Here is a 13898-nt window from a genome sequence, read left to right as displayed (position 1 = left end):
GCGAGTGCGGATATAGTGCAGATGAGCCTAGCGGCTCCGCGTTTCGCATGCGAAACGTGTGGCGGGGTCTAATCCAGGGTATGCCAGCAGCGCGCCAAAGGCGGTTTCGCATGCGAAACCGTCAGTGATGTCGTCGGCATGCTATCGGAGGCCCTCACCCGCACAGGCTTTTGTCAATCGGCCGTCCCAGCCCTTCACCGGGGCACAGCCCGCGAACCATGAATGCAGTAGAGATCGAAGAAGCGGTATCGACCTTGGCGGATCAGCCCTTTGATCCCGCCGAGTTCCCGTTCGCCTTTCTACGGGCGTTCGGGAACAAGGAGACGACGATCAAGCGCCTGCGCTCGGGCGCATCGAACAAGTCCGACCTGGGCGGCGTTCTTCAGACAAACAACATCCATATCGCCGTCAGCCCTCCGGGGGAAGTCGCGAAGGCCCTCGCAGCGTTGAAGGCAAGCCCGGCGACGGCCCGGGCGAAGGCACGCTTTATCCTCGCGACAGACGGCACTGATTTGAAGGCCGAGGATCTGGAGGCCGGCGACACGGTCGCCTGCGCCTACCGCGATTTTCCGGATCACTTCGGTTCTTTCCTGCACTTGGCCGGAATCACAACCGTTAAGCAGGTTCGCGAAAGCTCATTCGACATCAGGGCCACCAGCCGACTGAACCGGCTCTATATCGAACTGCTGAGGGACAACGCGGCTTGGGGAACCGCCGAACGCCGCCCAGACATGAATCACTTCATGGCGCGGCTGATCTTTTGCTTCTTTGCCGAAGATACGGGCATCTTCAACGAGAAGGCTCTGTTCACGAACACGGTCGAGCGGATGAGTGCGCGGGATTCGTCCAACACCCACGAGGTGATCGGCGAAATCTTCCGCGCCATGAACACGCCGATTGCTGATCGCGCATCCGCTGCGCTACCGCGATGGGCCAACACCTTCCCCTACGTCAACGGCGGACTCTTCTCGGGCAGCCCGGAGGTTCCGCGATTCAGCAAGATCGCGCGGTCCTACCTACTGCGTATCGGCGGCCTTGAGTGGACGCAGATCAATCCGGATATTTTCGGGTCGATGATCCAGGCCGTCACGGACGACGAGGAGCGCGGCGCGCTGGGTATGCATTACACCAGCGTGCCGAATATCCTCAAAGTGCTCAATCCACTGTTCCTCGATGATCTGCGGGCGCGCCTTGAGGAAGCAGGCACCAACCCTCGCATGCTGCTCAACCTGCGCAAGCGCTTGGCGAGGATCAGAGTGTTCGATCCGGCCTGCGGCTCGGGCAACTTCCTGGTTATCGCCTACAAGCAGATGCGAGAGATCGAGAACACGATCAACGAGCGGCGCGGCGAGCCTGGACGCAAGAGCGAAATTCCGAAGACGAACTTTCGAGGTATCGAACTGCGCGATTTCTCAGCAGAGATTGCGCGTCTTGCTCTGATCATTGCCGAATTCCAGTGCGATGTGCTCTACCGCGGTCAGAAGGAGGCGCTGGCAGAGTTTTTGCCGCTCGACAAACAGAATTGGATTACACGCGGCAATGCGCTACAGATGGACTGGCTCAGCGCCTGTCCACCCACGGGAACGAACGTGAGGTTGCTTGGCGGCGACTTGCTAAGTGCACCATTGGACCAGGCGGAGATTGAGTTCGAGAACGAGGGAGGCGAGACATACATCTGCGGGAATCCGCCTTATAGGGGGAGCCAATGGCAGACGGCGGAGCAGAAGGCGGACCTCAAAAGTATCTTCGAGGGTCGAACGGACAACTGGAAGTCGCTGGATTATGTGGCCGGCTGGTTCATGAAGGCGGCTGACTACGGAACACGAACTGCCTGCGTCTCTGCGTTCGTCTCTACCAACTCGATCTGTCAAGGGCGGCAAGTCGAAACGCTTTGGCAGCTCATCTTCTCAACCGGGCATGCGATCGCGTTTGCGCATACGTCGTTCAAATGGGCCAACCTTGCAAGTCACAACGCAGGGGTGACCGTTGTCATTGTCGGGATCACGAACCGGCCGACGCGAACTAGACTTCTGTACTCCGAAAGCGGCGAGTCAGGCAGTACAGTTAAGGTCGCCGAGAACATTAATGCCTATCTGGTTCCGGGCCGAAACGTGACGATCGCCCCATCGTCATCACCGCTTTCAGATATCGGCGAAATGCGCTTCGGAAACATGCCAAACGATGGTGGTCACCTGCTGCTATCGCTGACTGAGGCAAATGCCGCACTGACCGAACACGGTGTGGAACCGTCGTTTATCCGCCCTTTCCTTGGTTCGCAGGAATTCATTCGCGGCATCGAGCGCCGCTGCCTATGGGTACACGATGAAGATTTTGCAGCCGCTCGAAACAATGACTGGCTAAGCAACCGCTTCGATGCTGTTCGAGAGCAACGTTCTGCATCCGACCGAAGAACGACTAAGGCGCTTGCTTCTGTTCCGTACCGCTTCGGGGAAGTACGGCAAACAGGTGATGAAACGGTCATCATCGTTCCGAGCGTTTCGTCGGAAGCACGGGAATACCTACCTGTGGGGTTCTGCAGACCCGGAACGATCATCAGCAACCTCGCCTTCGCTATCTACGACGCCCCACTCTGGAACCTAGCCCTCATTGCTTCGCGCCTACATCTCGTCTGGATTGCGACCGTCTGCGGCAAGCTGAAAGCGGACTTCCGCTACTCGAATACCCTGGGCTGGAACACATTCCCTGTGCCTACCCTTACCGAGAAGAACAGATCTGACCTCAGTCGGTGCGCCGAAGACATTTTACTGATACGTGAAGTCCATTTCCCAGCAACGATCGCGGATCTCTACGATCCTGAAGGGATGCCTGCCGATCTGCGCGAAGCGCACGAGCGCAACGATGAGGTTCTCGAACGCATCTACATCGGCCGTCGCTTCCGCAATGACACCGAGCGACTGGAAAAACTTTTCGAGCTGCACACGAAGATAGCTGCGGCCGTCGGGCCGACTAGGAAGCGCAAGGCGGAGGCAGGCTTATGACCGACGAGAAGAGAACCGTTCCGTCTATTTCGGTTTCCTACGCTCAGACCGGCTGTTCGACTAAGGCGAACGCACTCGGTATGCGGCCAATGCAGGAGCGCGCCTACGAGCGGCGCGGCGAGCAGTACCTGCTCATCAAATCGCCTCCCGCCTCTGGAAAAAGCCGTGCGCTCATGTTCATCGCGCTCGACAAGCTTCACAACCAGGGCCTGAAGCAGGCGATCATCGTCGTGCCGGAAAGGTCGATCGGAGCCAGTTTCCACGACGAGCCGCTAACGACGTTCGGGTTCTGGGCGAATTGGCATGTTGAGCCGAAATGGAACCTGTGCAATGCACCAGGACCGGACAACGGTGGCAAAGTCAAGTCAGTCCGCGCCTTCCTAGACAGTGGCGACGAGGTACTGGTCTGCACCCACGCCACATTTCGGTTTGCTGTCGATCAGTTTGGCGTCGAGGCGTTCGACGGCAGGCTGATCGCCGTCGACGAGTTCCATCATGTGTCCGCGAACCCGGACAATAGGCTTGGCGCTCATCTTGGTCAGTTCATCGCCCGCGACAAGGTGCATATTGTCGCGATGACGGGCTCCTATTTCCGTGGCGACGCCGAGGCCGTCCTTGCGCCGCACGACGAGTCGAAGTTCGATACGGTTACCTATACCTACTACGAGCAACTGAACGGCTACGAGCATCTGAAGCAGCTCGACATGGGTTACTTCTTCTACTCCGGCTCCTACGTCTACGACATTCTCAAGGTGCTCGATTCCGCGGAGAAGACGATCGTCCATATCCCGAACGTGAACTCGCGCGAGAGCACCAAGGACAAGATTCGAGAGGTCGAGCACATCATCGAAGAGCTGGGCTCATGGCAGGGCATCGATCCGGTAACGGGGTTCCAGCTGGTCAAGGCTACGGACGGCCGCGTACTCCGGATCGCCGACCTGGTCGATGATGAGCCAGCCAAACGCGACCAGGTGTCTGCCGCATTGAGGGACCCGACGCAGAAGAACAATCGCGACCACGTCGATATCATCATCGCCCTGGGCATGGCGAAGGAAGGCTTCGACTGGATATGGTGCGAGCACGCGCTAACGGTCGGGTATCGGTCCAGCCTCACGGAGATCGTCCAGATCATCGGTCGCGCCACCCGTGACGCTCCAGGCAAGACCCGCGCTCGCTTCACGAACCTGATTGCTGAGCCGGACGCCTCCGAGCAGGCCGTCACCGAAGCGGTGAACGACACCTTGAAGGCGATCGCCGCCAGCCTGCTCATGGAGCAAGTGCTCGCACCGCGCTTTGAGTTCAAGCCGAAGAACCCCAACAGCGGCCCGGTCGAAGGGTTCAACTACGGCGAAGGCGGCTATGACCCCAACAAGTGCAACGTCGGCGTCAATGAGGAAACAGGCCAGTACCAGATCGAGATCATGGGCCTCACCGAGCCGAAGACTCAGGAAGCAGCTCGAATCTGCCGGGAAGATCTGAATGAGGTGATCGCGACTTTCGTTCAGGACAAGACCGCGATCGAGCGCGGCCTGTTCGATTCGGAGCTTGTCCCCGAGGAGCTGACTCAGGTTCGGATGGGCAAGATCATCAAGGAAAAGTACCCGGACCTCGACGAAGATGATCAGGAAGCGGTGCGCCAGCACGCCATTGCTGCCCTCAACCTGACGCAACAAGCCAAGAAGGCGGCGCTTGAGGGTGGCAACGGTGGGCCGGTAGCCAACACCGCTCTGATCGACGGTGTGCGCAAGTTCGCGATGGACGTGCGCGAGCTGGACATCGACCTCATCGACCGAATCAATCCGTTCGGAGAGGCGTACGCGATACTTGCGAAGGCAATGGATGACGAGAGGTTCAAGCAGGTTGCTGCCGCGATCTCGGCCAAACGCACGGCCCTTACGCTTGACGAAGCGCGGGAGCTTGCAAAACGTGCTCTGAAATTCAAGCAGGAGCGCGGGCGATTGCCGTCGATCACGTCACCGGACGCCTGGGAGAAGCGCATGGCCGAAGGCGTTGCCTTTCTGGCCAGGATGAAGGCGGAGGCCGCGCGTGGCTAAGCTCACCGAAGAAGACGATGCGCTGCTGGAGGCGCTCGGTGTCGAGAGCGAGGCGAAGAAGGGCTCAAGCCGGACACCCCGAGAGGAGCGCGTCATCGCCGGCTTTGAGGAAATTCAGCGTTTCGTCGAGCAGCACGGGCGCACCCCTCAGCATGGCGAAGACCGCGACATCTTCGAGCGGCTATATGCCGTCCGTCTCGACCGCCTGCGCGAATTGGACGGCTGCCGGACCCTACTGGAGCCCCTTGACCATCAAGGACTCTTGGCCGCGGAAAGTCCGGCCGCCGCGGTGAAGTCTGCTGACGACCTTGACGATGATGAACTGCTGGCCCAGCTAGGCGTCGATGTCGCTTCACCAGGCGACATCACCGAGCTGCGGCACGTTCGTTCCACGGCGGAGATACGTGCGGCTGAGGAGATTGCCGATCGTGAAAGGTGCGAGGACTTTGATCGCTTCGAGCCGCTTTTCGAGCTCGCGGAGCGCGAGCTCAAGGCTGGGGCTCGGCAAACGCGCCCATTCGGCAAAGACGCCAGCATCGACGAGGGCAATCTGTTCATCCTCGGCGGGCAGCTCGTCTACGTCGCGGAAGTGGGGGAAACCATCAAGGCGCCCAACGGCGAGAATGACGCGCGACTGCGCGTGATCTACTCCAACGGCACTGAAAGCAACCTGCTCCGCCGATCACTCCAGCGAGCCCTCTACAAGGATGAGGCCGGACGGCGCGTAACCGATCCGAACGCAGGGCCGCTCTTCAGCGAAACCTGGGAAGACGACGACGTTGAAAGTGGCACCATCTACGTGCTGCGCAGCAAATCCAACCACCCCTTCGTCTCTGAGCACCGCGAGCTGATCCACAAGATCGGCGTCACCGGCGGAAAGATCGAGACTCGCATCGCCAACGCGGCGAACGACGCGACCTACCTGCTGGCTGAGGTCGAGGTCGTGGCAAGTTACAAGCTAGCCGGCATCAACCGCACCAAGCTAGAGAACCTCTTCCACCGCGTCTTCGCACCGGCGCAGCTTGATCTCACGATCAACGATCGCTTCGGCCATCCGGTACGGCCGCGGGAATGGTTCCTGGTTCCCCTGCACGTCATTGATGAGGCGGTGCAGCGCATCAGGGATGGATCGATAACCCAGGTGATCTACCATCCGGAGACTGCCAGTCTAATTGAGGGGTAGTCCCGCACCCCACTTTGCGGGGAGGTAGAGGCGAAGCTTCCCTGTACGCAGGAAACGCCTGATCACTGGAGTCGAAGCATCTTCGGAAACTGGCGGATTGGCGGTGTCTACGCCGCGAACAACCTCTTCATCTCATCGAACAGCTTCTGCGGCGTATTTGGCGAAGTGAGAAATACTGTGCCTTCACTGTTGCCGGTTCCTACGTGAATGAACCTCAGGTTAGCAAGCATCCGAATTGCGACATCGGAGCCCTTGTTGCATCGGGCGATGATGATGCGGTTTCCGTACAGATTGAGGGCTTCTTTGAATAGCTGAAATCCGAATCCGCGCCGACGATAGCCCGGCGAGATCGATGCCATCCAGAATTCAACCATCTGGCTCTGCTCTTCGCCTTTGAATAAGGCGAATCCGCAAGGCTTCTTGGAGTTCTCGTTGGCGTAGAAGAGGTGCGCATGCAGCAGCTCTGATCGCCCGTCAGGGCCGTGGACGTGACCAGTGCGCAAACCGATTTGCAGCCCGCGAAAAAACGCAATCTCCGCGTTTGGAAGCCGAAGTGAGCGATCATAGACGCCAGTTCCTGCGCCCTCAATGATCAGCGATTTCATCCACGGGAAATGATCTGGATGATACGGCTTCAGCATGGCTATGCACTCCCCAGAAAGGATGTGGATTTCGCTATTACCGCATCCGGCGAACGACGGCGCTCACGACCCCCCACAGTGACAGTTCACCTCCTTCGGCGACAAGGGGCTTGTTTTCTGGGTTGGACGATTCCGGATGGAGCTCCGGCACCCCATTGCGGACCGTCAAGCGCTTAATCGTGTGCTCTCCTCCTGCGAGAACAGCGAGCACGATGTCCCCTGAACTAGGACTCAGCGACCGGTCGACAAGGACATTGTCACCGTCCAGTATGCCCGCGAGGTCCATTGAATCGCCTGCGACCGTGTAGATAAAGGTAGTCTCCGGATTGCGGACAAGAAGGTCGGTCAAGTCGCAATCGTCGTCGAGATGATCGTCTGTTGGAGTTGGAGCGCCCGCCGCGACCTTGGTTGAAAACCGGCGGATCAGGCGCTGGTCACGCAGTGCCAGCTTGGCTGACGACGATGACAGTGCGCCCGTTCCGGTATAGCCATCCAGAAAGGCGGCGACACGCGGAAGCGCCGACACAGGCACTCGGATGTTTCGTGTGGGCTCACCGTACTTGCCTGAACCTACGCGACGCCCTGCGCCAGGTCGTGCGCCACCGTGTTGGCGAAGCGTGTGGTGGGTCGAAGCAACCTTTGAAGTCACGAGGCGTCAGGCCTGAGTTACTTCTTGCCGAGGTCGCGCGGAAAGGAGAGAACCCTCTGCGCAGGCGCACGAATGACGTCGCCGCCCTGAATCCTTGCCGACGTGACCTTGCCGGTGCTGGCACTAACCACCTCGACCTCACCGAGGTCGCGCAGTTTCGACACGGCCTCTTTGTGCAGCTCAGCGTGCGCCGGTGACATGTTGCAGTGGGTCGCGAACATTTCGTTGAAGACGACGCACTCGTCTGGCGCAGAGTAAACAAGGCTCGGAATCTGCTCCATCAGCGTATCGACGCTCAGCCTGCGTTCGGTGTCGCCAAAGCCGAATCCGAGCTGTCCCTGGTTCGAATTCCGGGTGTCGAGGCTTGGCGAATAGCCAAGACCCTCGAACATGTTCAATCCTGCGCCGCCGTAGTGAATGAAGAAATTTCCCTTGTCCCAGTGAATCTTCGTCATCACGTCCCGGGCGCGGGCATGACGGGACAGATGAATGAACCAGTAGTCACCGTGACCTTGCTCTGAGCGGATGAAAAACAGCGTGTAGAACTCGGCGCCACACTTGTCGACCAGCTCAGGGTAGAGACATGACTGGATGAACAGGCGCCAATCTGCCTCGTGCATCTTGATGTCTTCGATCTTTCGCCCACGCAGAGCCTCCGGAACGCCGGCACCAGTGAGTAGCTTCTGCGCACGATCGTTTTTGTCGGAAATGTACGTCAACAGCGATGAGACGTTGAACGTCAGGATCACTTCACTGCCGGGGATTGTCCGCATGATCTTATGGATCATATCGGTGGGAACCTCGGAGTAGCCGTATTGGTCGAGTAGAAATATTGCTCGACCCATGCGCGGCATTCTCGTGTTGACGTGCTGAATGATTGATTCGGCTTTGTCGTTGAAATCCGCGTTCCAGACAATGACGTTGCCGTTGAGCTGCGCTCCATAGCCACGATCCTTGAGCGTGTGCTCCAGGAACGCTGTGGCACCCGGGTGCTTGTCGATAAAGAAGTAGTCGACGTTGAAGTGAATCGGCTTGGCTCGATCCTGGTTGACCAGCGCCTGCGCTTCTTTCATCGCATCGAGCATGATTAGCGGGGAGCCTGGCATTTCCTGGCTCGAGCCCGCCAGAGTGAACAGACCGCCGCCGGAAAAGCCGTCGACGAGCGTCAGCTTGAACTCATCGCGATGGGGGACGGAAACCAATGTCTGCACGTAGGCAGATAGGTACGCACCGAGAATTTCGTGCTTCGCCCGGCTGTGATGCTCTAGCGTCGGAAGCTTGCCGCCGATGGCCCACTCATAGTGGTTTGAAACCATTCAGGGCCCCATGTGTTGGCTGGGCATTGCGTCCCAGGTGCGACCATTCAGGATGCGACCATTGAGCTTTTTCGCGCGCCGCCGGCCATCAGCCCCCCAGCCGCCCCATTGCTTGAAGAAGAAGGCGACACCCGCAGTCTCACACTGCTGGCGAACTTCTTCCAGCCAAGCAAGCTTCATCGGCCTCGCTTTTGGACCCGACTCGCCGCCGACGATGACCCAATGTATTCCGGTCAGATCGAGCTCGCCCAAAGCCTCTAACAGCGGCTCCACGGACAAGAACCGGATCTGCGCCGGAACTTTCCTGAGCTCATCGATCCGCGAAAGACCATGTCGTCGGTTCTCAACAGAAACTCCCAGCCATGCATTCGCCGGTGGAGTGCGCTTCTCGAAATAGCGAGCCATCCGGCCGGCACGCTTGGTCAGCATCTGATACGTGTGATGAGGCGTCTGGCGGATCGTGTCGAAAATCCGGTCGATGTAGTCGAACGGCACCTTCTCGTGGAACACGTCGGACATCGAGTTGACGAAGTAGATCGTCGGCTTTCTGCGCTTGAGCGGTTCGGAAAGCCGCTCAGGTCGCAGCACGAGCTTGAAGCCTTCGTCGTAGCCCGCCACGCCCATCGCCTGCAGTCGGTGCGCCATGGTTTCGGCGTAGCAGTGCTTACACCCCGCGCTCACTTTCGTGCAGCCGACAGTGGGGTTCCATGTTTGCTCAGTCCACTCGATTTTGCTGTTGGTCGTCATGGCGTCGGCCGCAAGGTATAGATCCTTAAGGCAAAAGCTGCAAAGCGTGCGCGATGATACCCTGATCTTGATTGACGTTACAATAATCAAATGAAACGACAATCCGGGATGAGGCCATCTAGCCCCGCGTTTCGCATGCGAAACGCAGCAATGCTATCAATTTGCTATACAGATAGCATTTTGCTATACTGCGCATATCGGTATAGCTCGGCGCCGAGTTGCGGCGCCTAATTCCCGAAGATGGCAATGAAAATCTCGAAAGCAGCAACCTCCCACAAGGGCGCCACGACCTTGCTTCGTTGGCGGGACAAAGACACACGGCATGGAGTCACAAAAAGAACAGCAATCGAAGCAGCCGAGCAACTGGGCGTTAGCGAAACGCAGCTCATCCACGAGGCGTTGGCGCAATTCATTGCGCGCGAACTACCGCAGTACGATCCGAACATCGGCGACGTTCCGGAGGCCGCTTACGAAGCAATCCGGTCGCGCGTGCCTCAGTCGACCGACGGCCGTGTGCTCAGCTCGATCATCGACTGAGCATCAGAGTGGCGCGGTATGAGCGCCGCGCCAGCCCCATTTCCGAAGCCGGCCGCCGCTGACGTGGTGCTGTGCCGCTTCCCGACCGACTTGGTTCGCCCGGCCCCTGGCATCAAAGACCGGCCGGCGATCATTCTTAAAGTGCTCGACCCCGCGCCTGGCGATGCGAGCCAGGCGTTTCGGGTTGTGGTCTGCTACGGCACCAGCAATCGTGCGCGGCTCTACCCGCATGAGTTCGAGATCACCCGTCACGATCATCCCGACGAATATGCGCGCGCGGGTCTGAGCTCGGACACGAAGTTCAGCCTCCGGCAGCTGGTCACCCTCCCATATACCGACGAATGGTTTGCGCTGCCGCGCCATCCGCTCTTTGGACAGACCCCGAAGCTGGGAGAGTTGCATCCGCAGAGCATGCCGCGGCTGACGACGGCCTATCGCCACAGCGGGCGGTAGGTCATCGTGCTGGGCGGCGACGAGGCCCGAAGCCCTAACGGGCCGCGACATCGCTGCCCGTTCTCACTGAACCATCGTCATCAGAGCCCCACAATCTCTGTGGAGAGCCGGCCATCCGGATCGACGATTCCGAACCGGTTGCCCGTCGCTTGAGCGCCAACCGCAACCTCATACAGCGCCAGCCCGCGCCGCAGGATGTCGGCCTTGCTCATGGAGCGGTCCTGCGCCAGTGCTTCAAGGCGACTATCGAGGTCTGCCGAGATCACCAAGCTGTACCGAACGTCCGGTGCTGTATCCGTAGTCATCGTCGCTCCAAGGGGCCGCCGCCTCAGTTTCGCATGCGAAACGCCGCCGATGTCCCACGTGAAACATTGGCTATTTTAGCTCTTTTATCTATTTCTCAGATCTCTTGTCTTGCGAACCGGCACCGCGCCGTGCAGCCGACGCCAGAAGCCACAGTCTTCAAGGGTGAAGTCGTCCTAGCTGACGATTCTGAAAAGTGCGCTGATCAGAGAACACTCGCTATGGGCATGAGTGAGTTCCTATCACGTCGCGTTCAGTAGAATGGCGAGCAGCCCCGGTTGCTTTCCCTCCCTTTGACCGGGGTCGACTCGGGCGGCGGCCCCTCGCGGCAGTCGCCTTTTTCTGTTCTGATCCGTTTCGCATGCGAAACGTCGATGCGCAGTTTCGGACGTGGAAGCGACGATAGCCCGAGTCGCGTTATCGTATGTCTTCGCGGCAACCATTCGAGACGCGTGAGGCCTTGAGATGGTTCCGCATCCTGGCCCGCCACCGCGCTTCGTATCGTATTCCGTAACTACGATACGAAATACGATACGGAATCCCACACTGCACCGGGAGCCAGCATGACGCAGAACTCGAACATCCACCCCGAAGGCGCACGCGCTGCCGCGTTGGCTGCAGCCGAGCGCAGCAACCTCCGCGAGGGGCTACCACCCGCGAGCCCGATCGCGCGGGCGCTCGACGCCAAGCTGATCCGCGGCGAGCTGACCTGCGATCAGGCAATCGAGATACTGGGTAAGCACCACCGCGATGGCGTGCCGGCGGTCGAACTGGGTTTGGGTTCAACCCTGGCCGCGATCGGCGAGAAGCACGACGGCGTTGATCTGGAGCCGATGCGCCGCGACGAATCGATGAGGATTTCAGACTTGCCGTGACCCCCGGCGCCCTGGCCGATTGAGACCCTTCTTCAGTCACTGGTCGCGAATGGCCGAATCCGAGCTGGGATCGACCACCGAAGCGGGAAATTCGAAAGCGCAGATAGATCGAACGGCGCGAGGCCTGGCGCGGTAGGATCGCGGACAGGGCGACGGGATCGGACTTGCAGGAGCAGGCCCGATGCTCACGATTTCACGTTTGCGCGACAGCGCGGCTGCCGTCTCGTACTACGAGAAGGACGACTACTACACCGCCGGCTCGGAGTCGTCCGACGCACAAGGTCAATGGTGGGGCGCCGCAGCGCAGCGCCTGGGACTATCCGGTGCCGTTGATCCCGACTCCTTCAAGAATCTTCTCGACGGCAAGCTCCCGGACGGCACTTCGCTGAAGACAACCCAGCCGGGTTGGGATCTGACCTTCAGCGCGCCGAAGAGCGTGTCGATCATGGTCGAAGCCTTCGGCGACGCGCGCCTGCGCGAAGCACACGAGCGCGCCGTCAAGAAGGCACTGGCCTACCTTCAGGAGCACAGCACCGCCTATCGCCAGCGCGGCGGCTGGGCCTGGGAAGGGCGCCAGCGTCAGGGCGACAACCTGGTCGCGGCGCTGTTCGAGCACCACACCAGCCGCAACATGGACCCGCAGCTGCACACGCACGCGGTCATGGCCAATGTCACGCAGCGCGCCGATGGCCGCTGGGTTGCGCTCGAGTCCAAGCCGTTTTACGAGGACCAGAAGCTGGGCGGCATGATCTATCGGGCGGAGCTCGCCGCCGACGCGCAGCGCCTCGGCTATGCCGTCGAGAAGACGGCACGCGATGGCAGCTTTGAGTTGGCTGCCGTGCCCAAGCCGCTGATCGAAGCCTTCTCAACGCGACGGGAAGACATCGAGCGCGCGATGGCGGAGCGCGGCCTGACCGGCGCCAAGGCTGCGGAACAGGCTGCACTGCGAACGCGCTCCGGCAAGCAACCATACTCCCGCGAAGCGATCGCGGAGCACTGGAAGGCACAAGCCCAAGAGCACGGCTTCGACGGCGATCGCGTGCTCGCCGATGCACTCAAGACCGGCGACGTGACACCGACGGAACGCTTCGACGACACCCGAGCAATCCTCGATGCCTCGGACCGGCTATCCGAAAGCGAGGCCGCCTTCCTCCGAGGTGACCTGTTGCGCGAGACCTTGGCCAACGGCGTTGGCCGCCTGCGCCTAGCGGATGCCTCGGCCGCCGTGCGCCGCTACGCAGCCGGCGGTGCGCTGCGAGAAACGCGCCTGGGCGCGCGCGATGCATGGACCACGCCGAAGGCCCTTGAACAGGAAAAACGCACCTTGGAGGCTGTCCAGCGCGGCGAGAATGCCATGTCGCCAGTGATGAGCCAGCGCGAGGCTGCTGCGACCCTGGCGCGCACCAATCTCAACGATGGACAGCGCAAAGCCGCCACGCTGATCGCCACCAGCCGCGACCGCTTCATCGGCGTGCTCGGCCGGCCTGGTACCGGCAAAACCTACATGCTCGGCAGCGCTCGGCAGCTGCTCGAAAGCCGCGGCTATACGCTGAAAGGCTTGGCCGGCAATGCCGACGCCGCCCGCCAGCTCGCGCGTGAAAGCGGCATCGAATCCAGCACGCTGCGAAAGCATCTGAACGCAGCGGAGCGCGCATGGTCGGCCCTGAAGAACGCCGACCCGCACGAGGCCGCGAAGCTGCGCGTCGAGCACGAGAAGGAAGCCTGGGTGCTCGATGAAGCCTCGCAAGTCGGCAGCGCCGACATGCGCAAACTGAGCTTTCTCGCCGAGCGCCTAGGCGCCCGCGTGATCCTGATCGGCGATCCGCAGCAGCTTCCCGCCATCGGGGCCGGCAAGCCTTTCGCGCAGATGCTGCCCCTCATGAAGCACATCGAGTTGGACGAGCTGCGCCGGCAGACGCGTGACGAGCACAAGGCGGCCCTTCGCGCCGCGATTCAGGGCGACATCCCGGCCGCAATGGCGCGCCTCAAACCCGACACCCGTGAGACCCCGGACCGCGATCAGCGGCTCAAGGCCATTCTCGAGCACTGGCGCGCCGCCGGCGACGATCGCGCGCAGACGCTGATGCTGACAGCGCGCAACGTCGACAAGACTGCTCTCAACGACGGCGCGCGCGACATCC

Annotated in this window: 12 protein-coding genes; 7 read left to right on the top strand and 5 right to left on the bottom strand. The window is 60.4% G+C overall.

What is annotated here, in order from left to right:
* Positions 1-218 precede the first annotated feature (218 nt).
* From C8D93_RS13870 to C8D93_RS13860, 3 genes are read left to right on the top strand one after another with little or no spacing between them, the layout of a single operon-like run.
* The gene (locus tag C8D93_RS13870; protein WP_110265818.1) at positions 219-2999 is read left to right on the top strand and encodes a class I SAM-dependent DNA methyltransferase; all 2781 of its coding nucleotides are present in this window, start codon (positions 219-221) and stop codon (positions 2997-2999) included.
* Positions 2996-5053, top strand: coding sequence for a DEAD/DEAH box helicase (locus C8D93_RS13865; protein ID WP_110265817.1), 2058 nt, complete (start codon positions 2996-2998; stop codon positions 5051-5053). Before C8D93_RS13870 ends, C8D93_RS13865 begins: the two co-directional genes overlap by 4 nt.
* On the top strand, positions 5046-6236 hold the full coding sequence (locus C8D93_RS13860) for a GIY-YIG nuclease family protein (protein ID WP_110265816.1): 1191 nt from the start codon (positions 5046-5048) through the stop codon (positions 6234-6236). Before C8D93_RS13865 ends, C8D93_RS13860 begins: the two co-directional genes overlap by 8 nt.
* A gap of 107 nt (positions 6237-6343) precedes the next feature.
* Here the strand turns inward: C8D93_RS13860 and C8D93_RS13855 are convergent, their stop codons facing one another.
* From C8D93_RS13855 to C8D93_RS13840, 4 genes are all read right to left on the bottom strand, one after another.
* Complete coding sequence (locus C8D93_RS13855; RefSeq protein WP_146216614.1) at positions 6344-6877, bottom strand: GNAT family N-acetyltransferase; 534 nt, start codon at positions 6875-6877, stop codon at positions 6344-6346.
* Positions 6878-6914: 37 nt separating this feature from the next.
* Positions 6915-7403 (bottom strand): LexA family protein, encoded by a 489-nt coding sequence (locus tag C8D93_RS20440; RefSeq protein WP_146216613.1) that lies wholly within the window; start codon positions 7401-7403, stop codon positions 6915-6917.
* 140 nt (positions 7404-7543) lie between these two features.
* Entirely contained in the window at positions 7544-8842 is a 1299-nt protein-coding gene (locus tag C8D93_RS13845) for a three-Cys-motif partner protein TcmP (RefSeq protein ID WP_110265813.1), read from the bottom strand.
* Complete coding sequence (locus C8D93_RS13840; RefSeq protein ID WP_110265812.1) at positions 8843-9589, bottom strand: DUF5131 family protein; 747 nt, start codon at positions 9587-9589, stop codon at positions 8843-8845.
* Between the two features lie 246 nt (positions 9590-9835).
* On the opposite strand from C8D93_RS13840, the gene C8D93_RS20435 reads away from it, so the two are divergent.
* Positions 9836-10126, top strand: coding sequence for a hypothetical protein (locus C8D93_RS20435; RefSeq protein WP_146216612.1), 291 nt, complete (start codon positions 9836-9838; stop codon positions 10124-10126).
* A gap of 18 nt (positions 10127-10144) precedes the next feature.
* Entirely contained in the window at positions 10145-10579 is a 435-nt protein-coding gene (locus C8D93_RS13835) for a hypothetical protein (RefSeq protein ID WP_110265811.1), read from the top strand.
* Between the two features lie 80 nt (positions 10580-10659).
* On the opposite strand, the gene C8D93_RS21240 is transcribed toward C8D93_RS13835, so the two are convergent.
* The gene (locus C8D93_RS21240) at positions 10660-10791 is read right to left on the bottom strand and encodes a hypothetical protein (RefSeq protein ID WP_281269318.1); all 132 of its coding nucleotides are present in this window, start codon (positions 10789-10791) and stop codon (positions 10660-10662) included.
* Between the two features lie 654 nt (positions 10792-11445).
* Between C8D93_RS21240 and C8D93_RS13825 the strand changes: the two genes are divergently transcribed.
* Positions 11446-11757 carry a hypothetical protein gene (locus tag C8D93_RS13825; protein ID WP_110265809.1) on the top strand — a complete coding sequence of 104 codons (312 nt, stop codon included), beginning with the start codon at positions 11446-11448 and terminating at the stop codon, positions 11755-11757.
* Between the two features lie 181 nt (positions 11758-11938).
* On the top strand, positions 11939-13898 hold a 1960-nt coding region (gene mobF / locus C8D93_RS13820), incomplete at its 3' end, for a MobF family relaxase (protein ID WP_110265808.1).

Source organism: Sinimarinibacterium flocculans (assembly GCF_003201205.1).
GTDB classification, from domain to species: Bacteria; Pseudomonadota; Gammaproteobacteria; order Nevskiales; family Nevskiaceae; genus Solimonas; species Solimonas flocculans.
This window is presented reverse-complemented; position numbering and strand designations above follow the sequence as displayed.

Coding starts and splice junctions, on each gene's coding strand:
- C8D93_RS13855 (WP_146216614.1), bottom strand. CDS start 6,877: ATGCTGAAGCCGTATCATCCAGATCATTTCCCGTGGATGAAATCGCTG.
- C8D93_RS20435 (WP_146216612.1), top strand. CDS start 9,836: ATGAAAATCTCGAAAGCAGCAACCTCCCACAAGGGCGCCACGACCTTG.
- C8D93_RS13825 (WP_110265809.1), top strand. CDS start 11,446: ATGACGCAGAACTCGAACATCCACCCCGAAGGCGCACGCGCTGCCGCG.
- C8D93_RS13845 (WP_110265813.1), bottom strand. CDS start 8,842: ATGGTTTCAAACCACTATGAGTGGGCCATCGGCGGCAAGCTTCCGACG.
- C8D93_RS13835 (WP_110265811.1), top strand. CDS start 10,145: ATGAGCGCCGCGCCAGCCCCATTTCCGAAGCCGGCCGCCGCTGACGTG.
- C8D93_RS13840 (WP_110265812.1), bottom strand. CDS start 9,589: ATGACGACCAACAGCAAAATCGAGTGGACTGAGCAAACATGGAACCCC.
- C8D93_RS21240 (WP_281269318.1), bottom strand. CDS start 10,791: ATGAGCAAGGCCGACATCCTGCGGCGCGGGCTGGCGCTGTATGAGGTT.
- C8D93_RS13865 (WP_110265817.1), top strand. CDS start 2,996: ATGACCGACGAGAAGAGAACCGTTCCGTCTATTTCGGTTTCCTACGCT.
- C8D93_RS13870 (WP_110265818.1), top strand. CDS start 219: ATGAATGCAGTAGAGATCGAAGAAGCGGTATCGACCTTGGCGGATCAG.